This is a genomic window from Streptomyces sp. NPDC104814 (assembly GCF_055583185.1).
The window spans coordinates 500,657-520,906 of sequence record NZ_JBVJOL010000002.1 but is presented as its reverse complement, the minus strand read 5'-3'; the positions used below and the strand labels follow the sequence as shown (position 1 = coordinate 520,906).

Below are 20,250 nucleotides of genomic sequence, written 5' to 3'. Positions count from 1 at the left end.
GGGAGCAGAACACGGTTCCGTCCCGCGGCCGGCTCCGGCACAGTCACCGGCATGAGACTTCTGGTGCTGGGCGGAACGGAGTTCGTGGGGCGGGCCGTGGTCGAGGCGGCCCTCGTCCGGGGCTGGGAGGTGACCGTCTTCCACCGGGGGCGGCATGCGGCCGCGCCCGGGGTGCGGTCGCTGCACGGCGACCGCACCGCCGACGGCGGCCTCGCGGCCCTGGCCGGCTCCGGCGAACGCTGGGACGCCGTCGTCGACACCTGGTCGGCGGCCCCCCGCGCGGTACGGGAGTCGGCAGGGCTGCTGCGGGAGCGCGCCGGACGGTATGTGTACGTCTCCAGCTGCTCGGTGTACACCTGGCCGCGCCCGGCCGGGTACGGCGAGGACGCGCCGCTCGTCGACGGCGCCTTTCCCGACGCCGGCCACACCGACTACGGACGCGACAAACGCGGCGGGGAGCTGGCGGCCGTCGCGGAGTTCGGCGCGGACCACTCGCTGCTGGTACGGGCCGGGCTGATCCTCGGACCGTACGAGAACGTCGGCCGGCTGCCCTGGTGGCTGAACCGGATCGCCCGGGGCGGCCCCGTACTCGCGCCCGGACCCCGGGACCTGCCGCTGCAGTTCGTCGACGCCCGTGACCTCGCCGAGTGGACGCTCGGGGCCGTGGAGCAGGAGCTGAGCGGGCCGTACAACCTGATCAGCCCCTCGGGGCACGCCACCATGGGCGCGTTGCTGGAGTCCTGTGTCCGGGTCACCTCGGGACCGGCCGAGCTGCGCTGGACCGACCCGCGGACGATCCTCGACGCGGGCATCGAGCCGTGGGTGCAGCTGCCGGTGTGGGTGCCGCCGGGCAGTGACCTGCACGACGCGCTGCACCGCGCGGACGTCTCCCGGGCCCTCGCCACGGGCCTGCGCTGCCGTCCCGTCGAGGAGACCGTCGCCGATACCTGGCACTGGCTGTGCGCACTCGGCGGCACGGCACCGATGCGGGCGGACCGCACGGCCAAGGGGCTCGACCCGGAGGTCGAGGCGAAGGTGCTGGGACTCGGCGGGGGTGTATCCGGCACCACCCCCTGACGGGGTGCCCGGCCCTGTGCGGACACCGCGCACGCTCGGCGAGACTGTTCCCCGCGACGAGCGACGCAGGCGAGACGAAGCGAAGGCGGGGGGCCATGACGAGGACGCGGATACGGAACGCACTGGTGGCGGGGGCAAGGGGCGCCGCACTGTCGACGATGGGCTGGACCGCCTCGATCGGCCTGTCCGTCCTCGCCCTGCTGTCCCTCTCCTTCATCCCCCTCGGGCTGGGGGCGCTCACCACTCCCTCCGTACTGCGGATGGTGCGCGGACACGCCCAGCGCCGGCGGGAGCTGGCCGCGCGCTGGGCGGGCATGGACATACCGGCCCCCTACCGTCCGCTTCCCGCGTCGGCCGGTGCCGGGGTCCTCGGCCGGGCCGGGCTCACCCAGGCACTGCTGCGGGACCCGGCGACCTGGCAGGACCTGCGCTGGCTGTCCGTGGACGCCCTCGCCGGCGCGGCGGTCGCCTCGCTCGCGCCGGCGATGATCGCCGAGGGGCTGTTCGGCATCCTGATCGGGGCGGGCCTGTGGCGGCCGATCGTGGCGCTGTCCGACGACTGGTGGTACACGTTCATCCCGGTCACCGGCTGGCGCACCGCGCTCGCCGCGGCTCTGGTCGGCTGCGGCTGGCTCGCCCTCGCGCTGCGCTACAACCCGGCGCTGATCCGCGCCCACTTCCGTATCGGCCGCGCCCATCTCGCGCCCTCCCCCGAAGCGCAGCTCGCCCGCCGTGTGGAGAAGCTCACCGAGACCCGCCGGGACGCCGTCGACGCCTCCGCCGCGGAGCTGCGCCGCATCGAACGCGACCTGCACGACGGGGCGCAGGCCCGGCTGGTGGCGATGGGCATGGACCTCGGCACGATCGAGATGCTGCTCGACAAGGATCCGGAGCAGGCCCGGCAGTTGCTCGCACAGGCCCGGAACAACTCGCTCGCGGCCCTGGGCGAACTGCGCGACCTGGTGCGCGGCATCCACCCGCCGGTCCTCGCCGAGCGCGGTCTGGGCGACGCCGTACGGGCGCTGGCGCTGCGGCTGCCGGTCGGCACCGAGGTGAGCGTGGATCTGCCGGGGCGAGCACAGGCACCGGTGGAGTCGGCGGCGTACTTCGCCGTGAGCGAGCTGCTCACCAACGCGGTCAAGCACTCCGGCGCCGGCCGGGTCTGGGTCGACCTGCACCACGCCGACGGGCGGCTGCGCGTCACGGTCACCGACGACGGGAAGGGCGGGGCGGTGATCGGTGCCGGGTCGGGGCTGGCCGGGGTGGAGCGGCGGCTGGGTACATTCGACGGCGTTCTGGCCGTCAGCTCCCCGGTGGGCGGTCCCACCCTGGTGTCCCTGGAGATTCCGTGCGCGTTGTCCTAGCCGAAGACCTGTTCCTGCTGCGCGACGGACTGGTCCGGCTGCTTCAGGCGCACGGCTTCGACGTCGTCGCGGCCGTCGAGTCCGGCCCCGAGCTGACCACGGCGCTGCGGGAACAGCAGCCGGACGTGGCCGTGGTCGACGTACGGCTGCCGCCGACGCACACCGACGAGGGCCTGCAGTGCGCGCTCCAGGCGCGCACACACCGGCCGGGGCTGCCGGTGCTGGTGCTCTCGCAGCACGTGGAGCAGCTGTACGCGCGGGAGCTGCTCGCGGACGGCAGCGGCGGGGTGGGTTATCTGCTCAAGGACCGGGTGTTCGACGCGGAGCAGTTCGTGGACGCCGTACGGCGGGTCGCGGCGGGAGGTACGGCGATGGATCCGCAGGTCATCCAGCAGTTGCTGGCGCGCGGGGCGGGCGAGGACCGGCCGCTGGCCCGGCTCACGCCGCGTGAGCTGGAGGTGCTGGAGCTGATGGCGCAGGGCCGGAGCAACACGGCGATCGCCGCCAGGCTCGTGGTGACGGAACGGGCGATCGCCAAGCACACCGCCAACATCTTCACCAAGCTGGGCCTGGAGGTGTCGGACGACGACAACCGGCGGGTGCTGGCCGTGCTGGCGTTTCTCGACGGCCGCTGATCTGCAACTCCACTGAATCCTCACGGGTTTTGAACGCCTCGGGAGCCTCCTGCGTATCCATGGGCGCCGCTTCACCCCTCGGGCGCCTCGCTGCCGCCCCGGAAGCCCGCACGGAAGTCAGAGGAGTTCCATGGCACGCAACACACGAAAACGCCGCTCGTCCATGGCCGGCAAGGCCATAGCCGCATCGGCGGCCCTAGCGCTCGGCGGGGGCGGGCTGGTCTGGGCGAACTTCTACGCGTCGGCCCACGAGTCGCACGACTCCTGGGGCAACCGCACCAAGGCGGCGTCCGCCCAGGTGGCGACGATCTCCTGCCCGGACGTCGGTCAGCAGCTCACGGACGTGCCGGGGCAGGCGCGCACCGAGGTGGACGGTGAACTGGCGAACCTGGACCGCCAGATCACCGACGCCTACCAGCGGCTGGCGACGACCCGTGACGCACAGACCCGCGACGCGAGCTTCGTGCAGAACTCCATCCTCCAGCCGCTGAAGGACCGGCGGGCGGCGATCATCGACCGCATCCAGCTGGAGATCAACCGGGTCGGCGGCAACGCCCCCGGCCGCCTGGACGACCTCGCCTCCTGCACGGCCAGCCCCGCCGACCCGCCGCAGACGACCGGCGGCCAGAACAACGGCGGCCAGATGAACGGCGGCCAGCAGCAGGGCGGCCAGAACAACGGAGGCCAGCAGCAGGGCGGCCAGAACAACGGCGGTCAGAACAACGGCCAGCAGGGTGGCCAGAACAGCGGTGGCCAGGCCGGCAACGGTCCCTCCGCCGCGGACTTCGTCGACATCACCAAGGTGCAGCCGAACGTCCCCGCCAAGCCCCGCAGAATGCGCAACGCCTCCGTCGGCACCTTCACCACCCGCTGCGGGGTGAACGCCAACGGCAACCACAACACGGACAACGTGATCGTGGCGCCGGGCGTCAAGAACGGCGCGCACCACCTGCACGACTACGTCGGCAACCAGTCGAACGACGCCTTCGCCAACAACGGCACCTTCGCCGCGGCCGAGACGACCTGCCAGAACCAGCAGGACAAGTCGTCGTACTACTGGCCGGTGGTGCGGGTGCAGGACGGCACGCAGGACTTCGACCAGAACAACGACGGCGGCGGGAAGGAGGGCAACGTCGGCAAGATCCTGGTCGCCAAGCAGGCGCAGATCAAGTTCGTCGGCAACCCGATGAGCAAGGTCGTCGCGATGCCGCAGTTCCTGCGGATCATCACCGGTGACGCCAAGGCCTTCACCAACGGCCCCGGCAACGCCAACGCGCACTGGAGCTGCACCGGCTTCGAGAACAAGGTCCAGCTCACCGACAAGTACCCGATCTGCCCCGCCGGCAGCAGTGTGGTGCGCACGTTCGCCTTCCAGTCCTGCTGGGACGGCCAGAACATCGACAGCGCCAACCACCGCACCCATGTGGCCTTCGCCGACGCGAACGGCCGCTGCCAGAACGGCTTCAAGGCGATCCCGCAGCTGACCATGCGCCTGGTGTACGACGTTCCGGCGCCGGTGATCAGCAACGGCCAGGTGAAGAACGCCTACGCGGTCGACGGCTTCCCGGAGCAGTTGCACAAGGCGATCACGGACCACGACGACTTCATCAACGTGATGACCGGCAACCTCAACAGCAAGATCGCGAACTGCATCAACCGGGGACAGAAGTGCCAGTGACCCCCTGACCCCCCACATGCGAAAGCCGGCGGTGCCCCTCCCCCACCGCCGGCTTTCGTATGCCGTGCACCCGGTCAGTGGTGACCGGAGTGCGCTCCCCCGTGCTGCTTGCCCTGCTCGATGGTGCCGCCCAGCGTGGAGCGCAGCGCGCCGACCACCCCGTCGTCGCCGACGGCGACCCACTTGCGGCCGACGAGGTAGTGACCGCCGTAGTCCTTCGCCTCGTTGATCCACTCCCGCTGCCCGCGGTCGGTGGCGAAGGTGGCCAGCACGAACTTCCCGTCCGTGGTCGTGCAGATGGCCTGGCGGATCTCGTCGGCGTCCGTCTGCATGTCCGGCCGGCACTTCGCCTCGGCGGCCAGGTGCTCCAGACTGCCGGTGGCCGTCGGCGGTACGGCGTCGTCGTGGCCGCCGCCGGCGCCGCAGCCCGCGACCGCCAGCGCGGCCAGGGCACCGGTCACGGCGAGCATCGGTCGGGTCAGCCTCATGTGTTTCCTCCGGGTCCGGGCGGTGCGGGACGCCTGTCGATACGGCTGCCGCGGGCCGCGCGCTCAATGCGTCCGCCCTGCTGTCACCGATCCGTACCCCTGTGCGAGAGTGGGCCGGTGAACCAGGACTGGGAAGACCGGATGACCGCGGCCTGGGCCGCCTTGGACGACTACCCCGAGGAGCGGGCCGCCGAGTTCCGCGCCCGGATCGACGCCCTCGTCGCCGAGCTGCCCGAGGACAGCCCGCTGGGCCCCTTCGAGCGGGCCTGCGCCTTCGACTCGACGGGCCACTCCGGCAACGCCGTTCCGCTGTACCGGGAGGCGCTGGCGCGCGGCCTGGACGGATACCGGGGCCGGCGGGCGAAGATCCAGCTGGCCTCGTCCCTGCGCAACACCGGCCGGCCGGAGGAGGGCGTCAAGCTGCTGACGCCCGAACTGGACGCCCCCTCCGACGAGTTGGACGACGCGGTACGCGCCACGCTCGCGCTGTGCCTGTCCGCCCTCGGCCGTGACCGTGAGGGCCTGTCACTGGTGCTGGGCGCGCTGGCTCCGCATCTGCCGCGCTACCAGCGGTCGATGGCGAACTACGCCCGCCTGCTCGTGGAGCCGCAGGACTGAGTCACCCGGGCGGCGGTGACCATCCGCCGATTCGCTCGTTCTGCTGAACGTGCAGTCACAGGATGTCGCCCCGCGCCCCTCATCGTCCCCCGCCGGCCCGGTCGTCGGCGTCGAGCAGGCCGAGGCCGCGCTCGTCGAGCACTACCCGCGGCTCGTGCGGCTCGCCTATCTGGTGCTGCCGCCCGACCTCGGCCGCGGCCGGCGCGTCCTGACCGCCCACGCCCTCGCCCAGCGCGCCCTGCCCCGCGGCAAGGCCGCCACGGCCGCCATCCCGGCCCAGTCCGCGGGGCGCGACGGTGACCCGGGGTACGCCTTCGTCCGGCTGCGGGTGCTGCGCGCGGCGCTGGAGGCGGGGCTGCCGCTCGGGCTCCGCGGCCGGCTCAGGCGGGCCCAGCTGCCGCCGCTGCTGCCGCAGGTGTGGGGCCTGCGCCTGTTCCCGCGCTCGGGCGGCGCCGACGAACTCGCCCTGGACCAGCGGCTGTCGGCGCTGGACGCCCCGGCGCGTGCCGCCTACGCGCTGCGCGGCCTCGAGCAGCTGTCCGACGACGAGGTGCGCCGTGTCCTGGCGGCGGCCGGGGTCGAGGACGCCGGTGCGGCGCTGCGGGAGGCCGACGAGGTACCCGCGCAGTACGGGCTGCTGGCCTCGCCCGAGTTCGACCCGTGCTCGCTGCAGGCCCGGCCGACCGATCTGATGCGCCGGCGCCAGCACGCCAGGGCCGCGCTCGCCGCCGCCGCGGCCCTCGCCGTGTGCGGCGCGCTGGTGGCGCTGCCCGGCGGCGGCTGGGGGCCGGAGGGCGCGGCCGCCCCGGCGTACGCGCAGAACCCGGCCGCCGAGGCCGCCCTCGACCCCGGCCGGCTGGTGAGGGCCACGCCGAGCGCGTGGAAGACGGCGTCGCGCACCGACTTCTCGGTGTGGCCGGCGCGCGGCGACCTCACCGGTGACACCTCGCTGCTGCGCCGCGCCCTGGCCGTGTGGGCCCGTCCCGGCGAGACGGTCCGTGTCTCGGCGACGCCCGGCACACCGTCCGGCGGCCCGGCCGGCCCGCCGCAGCTGCTGTACGCGGGCACCGTCGACAACGCGCACGTGGTGATCCTGTACGACGGGCTGCGCATCGCCCGCTACGCCGAGCCGAAGGACGGCACCCAGGGCGCGGCGCTGGACTTCGCCCGCGCGGACGGCGCGAGCGGCACCGGCGCGGACGCGGTGGTGCTGGGCCGTGCCGACGGCAACGTCCGGTATCTGACCGCCCCATGGGTGACGAAGGCGGCCCAGCGGAACCTGATGAAGCCGGCCGCCGGCACGTCGGAGCTGACGCTGACCGACGGGATCACCTCGCCGATGGCCAGCCCGGCGACGAAGACCGGCCCGTGCACGTCGTGGAACGCCCTGCAGGTCACCGACGACAGCGGCACGCACGCCCTGACCGACCTCGGTGAACTCATGCCTGCCCGCCTCACCGTCGGCCACCCCGGCAAGGAGCGCGAGGTGTCCGGCGCCGAGAGCCTGCGCGCGTGGGCGCCGTACGCCTGCTCGCTGGGCGCGGTGCGCTCGCAGGGCGTCAGCTCCGTGAACGCGTGGGCGTACGCCGAGCAGAAGCTGCCGGGCGCGGGCGGCACCGCGGACTGGGTGTGCACGCGGGCGGAGACCTGGCGGGGCGGCGGGGCGCGGGTGCTGGCGCAGTTCCACACCCCGGGCGGCACCTACGGGGCGGTCGCGGCGAAGGCCGAGGACGTGCCGGCGTGCGGGCCGCGCGATCCGCAGGTGCTCGCCGGGGTGCTGTGGAAGTCGCAGGCCGGGACCTGGTACCTGCTCGCCGCGGGTGGCAAGGACACGGCGTCGATCCGCACCACGGGCGGTCTGCGGGCGAGCGCGGACGGCCATGTCCTCGCGGTGCGCGCCAAGCAGGGGCTCCAGGCCGAGCTGAAGGGCACCCTGAACGACGGCCGGGAGATCGGCGGCCTGCACTAGGACCCACTGCCGCCAACGGCAGCTCACTACTGCTCACTGCTGCTCACCACTGCTCACTGCTGACAGTGGCGTCAACAAGGTCGGGCGCGAGGGGTTCCCCCTCGGCCTACCCATCAGTACATTGACGCCATGTCTAACAAGCAGGCCGCTCGGGTCCCCCAGCCGGTCGAGGCGGAGCGGACGCCGCTCAAGGCCCGGAAGGTGTCCTTCTCCTGGGAGCACACGCCGCTGCACTGGGTGCCCGGGGACCCGTTCACCACGCACACCATCAACGTGCTGCATCTGCTGCTGCCGGCCGGGGAGCGGTGGTTCGTGCACGTCTACAAGCAGGTGCTGCCCTACATCCGGGACGAGCGGCTGCGCGAGGACGTCATCGGGTTCATCGGGCAGGAGGCGATGCACTCCCAGGCCCACGACGAGGTCCTGCCGCATCTGCGGGAGCAGGGGCTCGACCCGACGCCGTACACCGCGCAGGTCGACTGGTTCTTCGAGAAGCTGCTCGGCGACCGCACACTGCCGCCGGGCCGGGCACGCCGCTGGTGGCTGATGGAGCGGGTCGCGCTGATCGCGGCGATCGAGCACTACACCGCCTTCCTCGGCGACTGGGTGCTCAATGCCGAGGAGCTGGACCGGCGCGGCGCCGACCCGACGATGCTGGACCTGCTGCGCTGGCACGGCGCCGAGGAGGTCGAGCACCGCTCGGTCGCCTTCGACCTGTTCAGCCACGTCGACGGCAGCTACCGGCGGCGCGCGCGGACCTGGGCGACCGCGTTCACGGCGCTGGTGTTCCTGTGGCAGCGCGGGGTGCGGTTCTTCATGGAGAACGACCCGACCGTGCTGGACGGCAAGCCCACGTTCCGTGACTTCCATGTGCGCGGCCGGCGCGGGGTGCTGCCGACGACCGAGGACATGCTCAGGTCCATCCCGCGCTATCTCAGCCGCACCTACCACCCCTCCCAGGAGGGCTCCACCGAGCAGGCCGTCGCCTACCTCGCCACTTCCCCCGCAGCCCTCGCGGCAGAGAAGAGGACCGCCTGATGCCGAAGCTGCGCACCGTCGTGGCCGTCGCCGGGGCCGCGCTGCTCGCCCGGCGCGCGCTGCGCCGCCGGATCCAGGGCTCGCCGCTGTGGCCGATGCCCGCGCTGGAGACGCCGATCAGCGGGCAGCCGCGGTCACGGGCGCTGACGCTGCTGGTGACCGGGCACGAGGCGATCGCCGAGGGGGTCGTCCAACTCCGCCTGGAAGGGCACGACCTGCCGCGCTGGGAGCCCGGCGCCCATCTCGACCTGGTGCTGCCGTCGGGTCTGGTCCGGCAGTACTCGCTGTGCGGCGACCCGGAGGACACCTCCTCCTACACGGTGGCCACGCGGCTGGTGGAGGACGGGCGGGGCGGCTCGCGCGAGGTGCACGAGCAGGTGCGCGAGGGCATGGAGCTGGAGGTCCGCGGCCCGCGCAACCGGTTCCCGCTGACGAGGGCCGCGCGTCATGTCTTCGTCGCCGGCGGCATCGGCATTACCCCGGTCCTGCCGATGCTGCGCGCGCTCACCGCCGAGGACGCCGACTGGCGGCTGCTGTACTGCGGCCGCAGCCGGGCCTCGATGCCGTTCCTGGAGGAGCTCGTCAAACTCGGCGGTGACCGCGTGAGGGTCGTCGCCGAGAACGAGGCCGGACTGCCGGACCTCGGCGCCTGGCTCGGCGAACTGCCCGAGGACACGGCCGTGTACTGCTGCGGACCCGAGGGGCTGATGGCGGCGGTGCAGGAGCGGGTGCCGCACGTCCACATGGAACGGTTCACGCCGCGGACGGCCTCCGGCGGCGCGTTCGAGGTCGAACTGCGGCGCAGCGGACGGGTGGTGAGCGTGTCCGAGGACACCACCGTGCTGGCCGCCGTGCGCGCGGAACTCCCCGACACCGCCTACTCCTGCGAGCAGGGTTTCTGCGGCACCTGCCAGCAGCGGGTGCTGGAGGGCGAGGTGGACCACCGCGACGAGCTGCTGACGGACGCGGAGCGCGACGACTCGATGCTGATCTGTGTCTCCCGGGCCCGCGGCGACCGGCTGGTGCTCGATATGTGAACGTCCGTGGCCGATCGGGTCCGTGGGCGGCCGGATCCGATCGGTAAGGTGTTCGCATGACTACCGGGGTACGCCGCCGCATGGGCGTCGAGGAACGACGGCAGCAGCTGATCGGTGTCGCCCTCGAGCTGTTCAGCCGCCGCTCGCCCGACGAGGTCTCCATCGACGAGATAGCGTCGGCCGCGGGCATCTCACGCCCGCTCGTCTACCACTACTTCCCCGGCAAACTCAGCCTGTACGAGGCCGCGTTGAAGCGTGCCTCGGACGAACTGGCGGCCCGTTTCGTGGAGCCGCGCGAGGGACCGCTGGGCGCCCGGCTGCTGCGGGTGATGACCCGCTTCTTCGACTTCGTCGACGACCACGGCCCCGGCTTCTCCGCCCTGATGCGCGGGGGCCCGGCCGTGGGCTCGTCCACGACCAACGCGCTCATCGACTCCGTACGGCAGGCCGCCTATGTCCAGATCCTGTCGCACCTGGGCGTCGAGGACCCTCCGGCCCGTCTGGAGCTGGTGATCCGCTCCTGGATCTCGCTGGCCGAGTCCACCGCGCTGATCTGGCTGGACGGCCGGCGCATCCCGCGCGCGGAGCTGGAGACGCAGCTCGTGCACGACTTCGCCGCGCTCCTCGCGGTGAGCGCGGCGTACGACGAGGAGATGGCCGCGCTGCTGCGCCGGGTGCTGAAGGAAGAGCCGGGCGACGGGCCCTTCGCGGACCTGGTCACCCGGCTCGTCTCACTCGCCGCCTAGAGCTCGCTACGCGTCGTACTTCCGGTACGACGCGTCGAGGTCACGGACCTCCGCGGAGGCGTGCAGCGCGAGGCCCTCGGTGGGCTTCACGTGCTGCCGCAGCAGCTCGAGCACCTGCTCGGCCAGGCGCGCCTTGGTCTCCTCGGTGCGGCCGGCCAGCAGGCCGATCGTGACGTGCACGATGGCATGGCCCTCGGTGTCCGGGCCGACGACGGTGTCCTCGGTCCGGCGGAACTGCGTCTTGCACGCCGGCGGCTTCGCGGCCGCGATCTCGACCGTCGCCTCGTGCACGGCCCGGGCGAAGCCGGGCCGGTCGAAGGCGTCTGCGAGGCGCTCGGAGTAGTCGACGGTGATCTGCGGCATGGGCACTCCTGTTCTACGGCGGTCGCGGTCAGCCTAGTGAGCGACGACCGCGACCGTCCGATCGGTCCACGTGCCGGAAGGCGATCACCCCCCGGTCGGTCCACGTGCCGGAAGGCGATCACCGTCCGTCCGGTCAGTCCAGGTGCCGGAAGACCGCGACCGTGCGGGCCGGAACCGTGAAGGTGCCGGTCGCGGCCCGGTAGGACGCGCCCTTGACCACGGGGTCGGCCCCCGCCGCCTGCACCGGGTGCAGCCCGTAGCCCGTCCCGGCGAGGCCGGCGATCCGCTGCTCCTGCCGCTCGGGCGTCGCGTTGAAGACGACGACCAGGTCACCGAGGCGCATGGTGATCACACCGGGCGTCTCGTCCTTCCCGGACAGCGGGAAGGAGAGCCGGGACTGCACCTGCGCGGCGGTCGCCAGGGAGAAGTCCGGCTCGGTCGTCCGGATCTTCAGCAGGTCCCGGTACGCGGCGGACGCGCCGTCGATCTGCGGGCAGCCGACCCTGACCGTCCCCAGCAGCGGCTTGGCGTACGGCCACTTGGAGGCGTTGTCCGCGGCCGGCGGCAGCCCACGTCCGAAGCCGTTGCCGTCGGCACAGTTCCAGTGGATCGCGTTGAACCAGTCGCCGCTGTCGAAGGAGTTGCGGTCCAGCGACTTCGAGCGCAGCAGGTCGGTGCCGGCCTGGGAGAGCGCCGGGCCCTGCGACAGGGTGGCCGTGGCCATCGCCAGGACCTGCGTCCGGGCCCGGTCGGCGGCGCTCGTCGAGGCGGGCAGCTTGTAGGCGAGCGCGTCGAAGAGGGCCTCGTTGTCATGGGCGTCGACATAGGCGAGGGCGTCGCCCGGGTCGGCGGCGTACCCGGCGGGGGCGCCGTTGTAGTCGATCCCGGCGCCGGTGACCTCCTTGCCGCCGGAGTCCGTGAAACGGTACTCGGCCAGGTTCCCGGAGAGGCCGACCTTGATCAGGTCCTGGTCGTGCAGCAGGCGGGCCTTCTGCTCGGCCGGAGTGCCGTTGGCGGTGGAGGAGTTCGGGTCCGTGTAGAGGCCGCTCGCGAAGCCCTGGACGCCGGGGTCGGCGTCGAAGGGGCTGCCGCCGCGCACGGCGTCCCGGGCGCGGTCGGAGAAGGTGGCGATGCCGGTGCCCGCCATGTTGGCCTGCGTGGCCTGCACGAAACGGGCGTCGTTCGCGACCTCGCCGAAGTTCCAGCCCTCGCCGTACAGGATGATCTTCTTGCCGTCGACGCCGTCCTTGGCGACGGTCAGCGCGTCCAGCGCCTTGCGGACCGCCAGGATGTTGGCCTTCGGGTGGTGCCCCATGAGGTCGAAGCGGAAGCCGTCGACCTTGTACTCCTTGGCCCAGGTGACGATCGAGTCGACGACCAGCTTGCCCATCATGGCGTTCTCGGGCGCGGTGTTGGCACAGCAGGTGCTGGTGGCCACCGAGCCGTCGGCCATGAGCCGCTGGTAGTAGCCCGGCACGACCTTGTCCAGCACCGAGGTGTCCGCCTGGCCGGCGGCCGCCGTGTGGTTGTAGACGACGTCCATGACGACGCGCAGCCCGTCCCGGTTGAGCGACTGGACCATCTCACGGAACTGGACCGTGCGGGCCGTGCCGTCGGGGTCGGTGGCGTAGGAGCCCTCCGGGACCGTGTAGTGGTACGGGTCGTAGCCCCAGTTGTAGGCGTCCTTCGCGGCGCTCTTCGCCACGCACTCCTGCTGCTTGTCCGAGTCGGCCGGCAGGGCGGGCAGGTCACAGTCCGGGGTGGCCTGGTCGGCCTTCTTCTCGGGGATCGTCGCGATGTCGAACGCGGGCAGCAGGTGCACGTAGGAGGTACCGGCCCGGGCCAGCTCCCGCAGGTGCTTCGAGCCGTCGCTGCCGGTGTCCGCGAACGCTCGGTAGGTGCCGCGGTCCTTGGCGGGGACGGTAGGGTCCTCCACCGAGAAGTCCCGGATGTGCAGCTCCTGGATCTGCGCGTCGCGCAGCGGCACGGCCTTCGGCTTGGCCGTGGTCGACCAGCCCTTCGGCGCGAGGGCCCGGTCGTCGAGGTCGACGACGACGCTGCGCGCGGAGTCGGCGGTGAGGGCGACGGAGTACGGGTCGGTGACCCGGTTGGTGACGACCTTGCGCACGCTGGGCGCCCACACCTTCACCACGTACCGGTACGGCTTGTTCTTCCAGGAGGCCGGGCCGGTGACCGACCAGACGCCGGTCGCGGCGTCGCGGTGCATGGCCTTGAGCGAGCCGTCCAGCTCCAGCGACACGCTCTGCGCGGTGGGCGCCCACACGGCAAGCGTCGGCTTCCCGTGACGGAACACCGGCCCGAGAGCGGCCTTGGTCGCGCCCGGGTACAGGTCGTCCAGGACGCCGGCGATCTGTACACCGGTCGCGGCCAGGACGGCGCCGTTGGCCGCGCGCTGCGAGACGACGAGCTGTCCCTGCAGCGCCTCGCGCACCCGGTCGCGGTCGCGCGGGTCGACGGACCAGGCGGTGTAGTCCTTCAGATGCGGGAACTTCGCCTTCTGCGCGTCGGTCAGCGTGCTCCGGGACAGCCGGATCCAGCGCTCGTCGTCGCTGGTCAGGGTGCCGTCCTTGACGGTGATCGAGCCGTCGCGGGAGGACAGCAGCTGGGTGGAGGCGGCCGCGTCGGAGCCGTTGAAGGCGACGGTGTCCCGGTCGATCCAGACCGCCTTGGACGTGGTGAGGTCGAGCGCGGCGGAGGAGTCCTGCGGCTGCGGCAGCAGGTGCTTCTCCTGCCCGGCGAGCAGCCACACCTCGTGCCCGTCGGCCTTCAGGTCAAGGGACTGGTCGGTGGGCAGGTCCTTGTCGTCGCCCCTGTGGACGATGTAGCCGAGGCTGGTCGCACCGGCCGCGAGCGGCACCTCGTAGACGGCCCCGAAGGCGTCGGTGCGCACCGGCTGCAGCGGCTTGGACCAGTCGGTGGGGTTCGCGGCGCCGGTCCAGACGTGCAGGCCCCAGCCGTCGTAGTTCCCGTCGGCGCGGTGGTAGTGCAGGACCGCCTTGGTGGTGTCCTGGGCCGGGTAGTCGGGCCGCTGGGTCAGCACATCGGCGTCGCCCTGCTCGATCCAGACCTCACCCGTCCTGGTGACGTCGATGCTCCGGTCGGCGGAGACGTCCTTGTTGCCGTCCTTGTCGACGACCAGGAAGCCCACGTTCGAGGCGGCCGGCTTCAGCTTGACGTAGGCGAAGGCGCCGTAGGCGTCGCGGCCCACGAAGGGGTGGCCGGCCGGCCAGGTGGTCGCCTCGCCGTCGGCGAGGTCGCCCCAGGCGTACAGGCCCCAGTTCGCGTAGTCGCCGTCGGCGCGCTTGTAGTGCACGACCGCGTAGTCGCGGGAGGAGGCCGTGGGCACCTCGGGCGCGGGCGGGGTGCCGGTGGTGCTGCTCGCCGTGGCGCTCGCGGTGTGCCCGGCGGAGTCGGTCACGACGGCCTTGTAGCGCAGGGCGGTGCCGGCCGGGACGTCCTTGCCGAGGGCCTGGGTGACCTTGTACGGCGCGTGGTCGGCGGAGCCGAGGATCCGCCACTTCGCGTTGCCGACCTGGGCGGCGAAGACGACGCGGTCGAGCGCGCCGCCGGTGACGTCGGCGGTGAGGTCCACCGTGCCCGTGGCGCCCGGGGCCGGGGCCGTCAGGGTGAGCGACGGCCGGGTGGCCGGGGCGGCGAACTTGCCGGCCGCCTTGTAGACGACGGCGGAACCGGCCGGCACGGTGAGGGTGAGCTTGTGGTCCGCGTCCGTCGTGAGCGTCCCGTCGGCGCCGTAGAGGCCCCGGTACGCCATGTCGGCCGACCCGGTCGCGAAGGTCGCCGTCCGCGCGGAGCCGGCGTTGTTGAAGGCGACGACGTACTCCTGGCCCGTCCGGGCGTCGGTACGGGTGAAGGCGTAGATGCCGGGCCCGTCGGCCGCGTAGCGCTCCTGCTGCACGCCGTCGGTCAGGGCCGGGTTGGCCCTGCGCAGGGCGGCGAGGGCGCTGATCTGCCGGTAGAGCGGGGCGGAGGTGTCGTAGGCGTCGCTCGCGTGGGTGCGGTCGGTGCCGATCTCGTCGTCGTCGAGGTAGTCGGCGACCTTCGAGGCGAACATCGTCTGGCGGGCGTCCTTGTCGCCGCCGGCGCCGGTGAAGCCCTGCTCGTCGCCGTAGTAGACGACCGGGTTGCCGCGGGAGAGGAACATCAGCTCGTTGGCGAGCCTGTCCTTGGCGAGGAGTTCGGCGTCGCCGGCCTTGGGGTTGTCCTGCTTCAGGAACGACCCGATGCGGCCCATGTCGTGGTTGCCGAGGAAGGTGACCTGCTCGTAGGCGTTGGCCTTGTCGGTCGTGTACCGGTAGTCGTCGGCGAAGACCTTCGCGAGCTTCTGCGCGCTGCCGCCCTGCGAGGCGTACGAGCGGGCCGCGTCCTGGAAGGGGAAGTCGAGGGTCGCGTCCAGCCGGCCCTGGGTGACGTACGGCGCGGTGACGGACGTGTCGGCGGAGTAGACCTCGCCGAACATGAAGAAGTCCTTACGGCCGTGCGCCGCGGCGTACTTGTCCAGTGCCGTGGCCCACTGGGTCCAGAACTCCATGTTCACGTGCTTGACGGTGTCGATGCGGAAGCCGTCGACGGCGAAGTCCTTCACCCACCGCTCGTAGATCTTCTCCATGCCGCGCACGACCTCGGGACGCTCGGTCCACAGGTCGTCCAGGCCGGAGAAGTCGCCGTAGGTGGTGGACTCGCCGGCGTAGGTCGAGTCGCCCCGGTTGTGGTACATCGTCGGGTCGTTGAGCCAGGCCGGGACCTTGGCGTTCGCGGTGACCTTCGGGGTGCGCGGGAAGGAGCCGGCGTCCACGGCCGGGAAGCCCTTGCCGCCGGCCGCGTAGTCGGCGTCGTCGAAGGGGCGGCCGTCCTTGGTGAGGTACGGGAAGGCGCCCTTGGAAAGGTAGTCGTAGGACGCGGGCTCGTAGTCGACGAGGTCGGCGGTGTGGTTGGTGATGACGTCGAAGAAGACCTTCATGCCCTTGGCGTGGGCCCGGGCGATGAGGGTCTTCAGGTCCTGGTTGGTGCCGAAGTGCGGGTCGACCTGGGTGAAGTCGGTGATCCAGTAACCGTGGTAGCCGGCCGAGGCTCCCCCAGTGCTTGACGCCTGGGAGGTACCCCCAGCGCCGGTGCCCTGCACGGGCCGGTTCTTGAAGATGGGCGCCATCCAGATGGCGGTCGTGCCCAGGCCCTTGATGTAGTCGAGGCGCTGAGTGAGGCCCTTGAGGTCGCCGCCCTGGTAGAAGCCCTTGTCGGTGGGGTCGTAGCCGGTGGCCAGGCGCGAACCGGTCAGTCCGCCGCGGTCGTTGGCCGTGTCGCCGTTGGCGAAGCGGTCCGGCATGACGAAGTAGAACTGCTCGCGGGTGGCGTCGTGCCGGGCGGGCTGCGCGGCGAGCGCCGCGTCGGAGGGCGGCGGGGGCGGGGCGTCGGCGTGGGCGGCGAGCGGCTGCACCAACGCGGCCGCGAGGGCGGCGGCGGTGACGGCCGCGCCCCGCCTTCCCCGTGCACTGCGGCGCGTCCCGGGCGCCGGCCATCTCGGTATCACAGGCGGAAACTCCTTGTGCTTGCGGCTCGTTCGGGTCCGACCCCGGCGTCTCGGCGCGGGCTGCGCTGCGGGCGCCCGCGGGGACGGTATCGCCGACGAAAGACTTACAGCAAGAGTCGTGAAACACTCAGCAAGAACTTTCACATGGGGTGGTTGAGTTGGGGGCTGCCGCGGCGAAGGGGGCGCGGACGCCGGGGCGGAGGGGGCGGCTTGACGGCGAAGGGGGCGCAGCCGCCAGGGCGGAGGGGGCCCGCTACGGCCAACGGGGCGCGGCCGCCAGGGCGGAGGAGCCCGCTACGGCCAACGGGGCGGCCCGGGTCGGAGTGAGCACCGCGCCCAGCTCGGGCGCGGGCGCCGCGCGTTGGCCGACGGGGACCACCGCGTCCTGGCCCGAGCGGCGCCGGGTGCGCCCCGAGGGGCGCCGCGTCCGGCGCCAGGGGGCGGCGCGTCCGACCCGAGGGATGCCGCGTCCGACCCGAGGGGCAACCCGGCCCGCGAGGTCGACGCCCCGTCCCGCCGGCAACCCGTCGCGTACGGGCCGTGTGGGCGCCGCGTCCGGCCCGCGAGGGCGCCGTTCCTGCCCCGGGGACGGCCCAGACGTCCCGGCCGGCCGAGGCGCCGCGCCTCCGGCCGGTGACGGCGCCGCGTCCCGGCCCGCGAGGGCGCCGCGCCGGCGTTGCGGAGTGCCCCGGATGGGGGAAGAGTGGCTGGTGTGGCGCAGTCCGTGTGCGAACCCCCTCTGGATCCATCATGACCAGAACCACCCGGCGACACATCCTCCCCCTGACCGGCGCATCCGCCGTGGTCACAGCGCTGGCCCTGGCCACGGGCCCGGTGATTCCGGCGGCCGCGGCTCCCGGTGGGCCGGGGGCGGGCCGGCTCCCCTCCTCGGTGCGGGCCGACTCCACGCCTCCCGGCCCGACGCCGCCCTCTCCCTCGGTCGGCCAGGGGTCCACGACACCGTCCCCGCCGCCGACACCGCAGACGCCGGCCTCCTCCACGCCGCAGCAGCCGGACGATTCCACGACCGGGACACCGACGCCGGACAGCACACCGGGCACCGCGACGCCGACCGGTTCGGACGAAGGCGGCGCTCTGGCCTCCGCCGCCCTGCAGCAGCAGCAGGACGCGGCCGGCAGCCTGGCGGCGGACCTGGACGACAAGAAGGCCGACGTTCCCGACGAGCTGGTGCCGAGCGTGGAGCAGCTGACCGACGTGCTGCAGGCGGTGAACGACACGCAGACCCCGCCGCAGGAGCGTGACGGGGCCGTCCGCAGCGCCCAGCAGGTGGCCTCCGCACTGGACGTGATCGACGACCCGCAGACACCTCCCGCGGTACGCGACCGGCTGACCGGGCTGGTGCAGCAGGCGGCCGGCGCCCTGAAGGCGGCGAACGAGTCGCAGACACCGCCCGAGAGCGGCATGCTCGCCCTGGTCGTGGCCAGGTCGGCGTCCGTACTCGGGGTCGTCGCCGGCCAGGACACGCCGCCGGACGTGGAGAACAACCTCGTCGCGGGGGCGAACAACCTGTGGTCGTCCGTGCAGGAGGGCACGGCCGGCGCGGGCGAGGCCACCGGCGCGGGCGGCGGCGCAGGCGGTCAGCGGGCGTGGCACATGCTGGTGGCGACCGGACTGCAGACCGCGAGCGACCCGAAGACCTCCGATGACAAGCGGAAAGGCCTCGCGGAAAGCGCGCACGAGGCCAGCGCGTCCCGGCCCGGCGACCCCGGGGCGGCCGACAAGAAGCGCCGCCTGGAGAAGGAACTGAAGGACGCGATCACCAACCAGGGCCTGCCGGACGAACCGCTCGGCAAGGCGGCCGAGGTCTGCACCAACTCCGTCTTCGAATCCGTCCCGGACGCAGCCCTCGCCGAGGACCTGCAGAGCCTGACTCCCGACACATGGAACAGCGAGGGCGTGCGGGACTTCTGGAAGTCCCAGGAATCGGAGAACGACTCCCTGGACGTGTTCGCCCAGCTGCAGAACGACAAGGTCGACAACACGGCGCTGGCCATCAAGCGGATGATCCCGCAGCTCGCCGATTCGCTCCCGGCGAAGGACATCTACTCGTCCCTCGGTGCGCCCGCGCTCCACTGCCTCGCGGCCGCTCTGCAGCTGGACCAGGAGGCGGGCGTGAAGTCGGGCAACTGGGTCAACGCGGCGGAGCAGGTATGAACCTCAGCAGCTCCGCGACGGAAATCTCGGCGGTGGCGTGCCGGGTCGCGATTCCGAACCTCCTCAGTTCTCGTTTATCCGCGCCGGGATCGATACGCCCGCCCGTGAAATGGAAAGAGGAAATGGAGTACACCGGCCGAGTGGCCGGAGACCAGAACGCCGTCACATAGAGCGGTGCACGGGTCACGTTGACCAGGTTGTTGTCGTGCCGCACCCTGGCGAGGTAGGTGAGCGTGTCCCGGCCGGCACAGTCGCCGGCGCGGCACGCGTAGCGGGGATGCCTCCACGACTGGTACGGCTGGTGGAAGTGCTCCACGTCGATCCGGCCCCGGTCCTTCCTCATGTAGGTGATCTGCAGGTCCACGTCGAGCAGGTCGTACGGCACGTCCCTGGGTATCTGGAAGACGTGCTCGATGGTGTCCTCCTGCCCGGCCTCGAGCACGTCTCCGGGTTGGTACGGACGGTCGCTGCTCAGTCGCCGGTAGGAGAGCCGGTCGACGTGCAGGTCCGCCTCCTCGTTTCCTTCACGCAAGCTCTCCTTCCATGCCTGCGCCGACGAATCCCCCTGTTCGGCATACTTGGCGGTCCTGCCGTACACGGTGACGTCGCTGACGATGACGTACACCGACACCTCACCCGTGTTCTTCACGGAGAGTTTCAGCGGGACCTGAACAAAAGGGAGAGAACGGTCCAGGCGCGCCCTGCCGAATTCCGCCTGGAGGGAAAAGCGCAGCGGAGCCGTCGTGGGCTGGTACAGAGTGGAGTAGGCGAGACTGACCCCGGACAGCAGCGCGGTCGCATAAAAACCCGCCACGAATTTAGTAGGAAGCGGAAGCCGTTTCCAGGTCTTTTCGCGAATCAGCACGGCGCATGCCCACACCGCCCAGCAGCCGAGCGGCAGGAAGGCGAACAGGTAGGGCGTGACCTCCTTCTCCTGAAGCCACAGCAGGAAGAGGAGACTGTCCGTGGCCAGTGCGATGAGGGCGCCGAGCAGGACGATCGCGCCGGAGGCCCTGAGCCCGCGCCGGCCCCAGTGGTCGGACACCAGGACCGCCCCGGCCCACTGGACCACGCCGGACAGCACGAGCACGGCCCCGGTGATGCGCTGGGCGAACGTCAGGGCGCCGGAGGCGTCCGGCCAGCCGATGACCGCATTGAGGATCCCGGAGGCGACGAGCCCCGCTGCCATGACGGCCATGGTCGTACGCCGCCCGAAGCTCCGGTCGGGCCAGGTGCCGCTGTCCCCTCCGCGCCAGCACACCGACGCGGGGTCGTCCACATCGACGTCCGGGTAACCGAGGCGGTCCAGCAGTTTCCGCAGCTCGCGCAGCGACCAGACGCTGCCCGCGGCATTGCCTCCCACGGTGACCCGGCGCAGGCCGCGATCGTCTGGCGCCTCGACGACGACCCACGGACGGATGCTCATGACGCCAGCCTCCGATCCGGGTCGCACGCCCGCACGCGCTGTTGCTCCGCTTGGCGCGGCCTCCCGCCGG

At 72.2% G+C, this 20,250-nt stretch carries 14 protein-coding genes; 10 read left to right on the top strand and 4 right to left on the bottom strand.

The window, feature by feature from the left end; translation table 11 throughout:
* The first annotated feature begins 51 nt into the window (after positions 1-51).
* The 4 genes from ACZ64A_RS10910 (at position 52) to ACZ64A_RS10895 (ending at position 4,754) form a co-directional block, all read left to right on the top strand.
* Positions 52-1,077, top strand: a complete 1,026-nt coding sequence (locus ACZ64A_RS10910; RefSeq protein ID WP_469809646.1) for an NAD-dependent epimerase/dehydratase family protein — start codon at positions 52-54, stop codon at positions 1,075-1,077.
* 95 nt (positions 1,078-1,172) lie between these two features.
* Positions 1,173-2,441 carry a sensor histidine kinase gene (locus ACZ64A_RS10905; protein ID WP_469809644.1) on the top strand — a complete coding sequence of 423 codons (1,269 nt, stop codon included), beginning with the start codon at positions 1,173-1,175 and terminating at the stop codon, positions 2,439-2,441.
* On the top strand, positions 2,426-3,076 hold the full coding sequence (locus tag ACZ64A_RS10900; protein ID WP_469809643.1) for a response regulator transcription factor: 651 nt from the start codon (positions 2,426-2,428) through the stop codon (positions 3,074-3,076). Before ACZ64A_RS10905 ends, ACZ64A_RS10900 begins: the two co-directional genes overlap by 16 nt.
* Before the next feature lie 130 nt (positions 3,077-3,206).
* Positions 3,207-4,754: a DUF1996 domain-containing protein gene (locus ACZ64A_RS10895; RefSeq protein ID WP_469809641.1), complete on the top strand. Its 1,548-nt coding sequence runs from the start codon at positions 3,207-3,209 to the stop codon at positions 4,752-4,754.
* Positions 4,755-4,828: 74 nt separating this feature from the next.
* Here ACZ64A_RS10895 and ACZ64A_RS10890 read toward each other — a convergent pair whose 3' ends face one another.
* Entirely contained in the window at positions 4,829-5,242 is a 414-nt protein-coding gene (locus ACZ64A_RS10890) for a hypothetical protein (protein ID WP_469809640.1), read from the bottom strand.
* Between the two features lie 66 nt (positions 5,243-5,308).
* Here ACZ64A_RS10890 and ACZ64A_RS10885 point away from each other — a divergent pair, with 66 nt between their 5' ends.
* From ACZ64A_RS10885 to ACZ64A_RS10865, 5 genes are all read left to right on the top strand, one after another.
* Positions 5,309-5,860 carry a tetratricopeptide repeat protein gene (locus ACZ64A_RS10885; RefSeq protein ID WP_469809639.1) on the top strand — a complete coding sequence of 184 codons (552 nt, stop codon included), beginning with the start codon at positions 5,309-5,311 and terminating at the stop codon, positions 5,858-5,860.
* A gap of 49 nt (positions 5,861-5,909) precedes the next feature.
* On the top strand, positions 5,910-7,829 hold the full coding sequence (locus ACZ64A_RS10880; protein ID WP_469809637.1) for a hypothetical protein: 1,920 nt from the start codon (positions 5,910-5,912) through the stop codon (positions 7,827-7,829).
* Positions 7,830-7,958: 129 nt separating this feature from the next.
* Entirely contained in the window at positions 7,959-8,867 is a 909-nt protein-coding gene (locus ACZ64A_RS10875) for a metal-dependent hydrolase (protein ID WP_469809636.1), read from the top strand.
* Positions 8,867-9,904: a PDR/VanB family oxidoreductase gene (locus ACZ64A_RS10870; RefSeq protein WP_469809635.1), complete on the top strand. Its 1,038-nt coding sequence runs from the start codon at positions 8,867-8,869 to the stop codon at positions 9,902-9,904. The genes ACZ64A_RS10875 and ACZ64A_RS10870 overlap by 1 nt, the downstream gene beginning before the upstream one ends.
* 56 nt (positions 9,905-9,960) lie before the next feature.
* A complete protein-coding gene (locus ACZ64A_RS10865) occupies positions 9,961-10,650 on the top strand; it encodes a TetR/AcrR family transcriptional regulator (RefSeq protein WP_469809634.1) in 690 nt (229 codons plus the stop codon).
* A 6-nt stretch (positions 10,651-10,656) separates the two neighbouring features.
* Here the strand turns inward: ACZ64A_RS10865 and ACZ64A_RS10860 are convergent, their stop codons facing one another.
* Both ACZ64A_RS10860 and pulA read right to left on the bottom strand, forming a co-directional pair.
* Positions 10,657-11,013, bottom strand: coding sequence for a 5-carboxymethyl-2-hydroxymuconate Delta-isomerase (locus tag ACZ64A_RS10860; protein ID WP_469809633.1), 357 nt, complete (start codon positions 11,011-11,013; stop codon positions 10,657-10,659).
* Between the two features lie 133 nt (positions 11,014-11,146).
* Positions 11,147-16,579 (bottom strand): pullulanase-type alpha-1,6-glucosidase, encoded by a 5,433-nt coding sequence (gene pulA / locus ACZ64A_RS10855; RefSeq protein WP_469809631.1) that lies wholly within the window; start codon positions 16,577-16,579, stop codon positions 11,147-11,149.
* A gap of 750 nt (positions 16,580-17,329) precedes the next feature.
* Between pulA and ACZ64A_RS10850 the strand changes: the two genes are divergently transcribed.
* Positions 17,330-18,754 carry a hypothetical protein gene (locus ACZ64A_RS10850; RefSeq protein WP_469809629.1) on the top strand — a complete coding sequence of 475 codons (1,425 nt, stop codon included), beginning with the start codon at positions 17,330-17,332 and terminating at the stop codon, positions 18,752-18,754.
* Here ACZ64A_RS10850 and ACZ64A_RS10845 read toward each other — a convergent pair.
* Entirely contained in the window at positions 18,732-20,180 is a 1,449-nt protein-coding gene (locus ACZ64A_RS10845; protein ID WP_469809628.1) for a hypothetical protein, read from the bottom strand. The genes ACZ64A_RS10850 and ACZ64A_RS10845 overlap by 23 nt on opposite strands.
* Positions 20,181-20,250 lie beyond the last annotated feature (70 nt).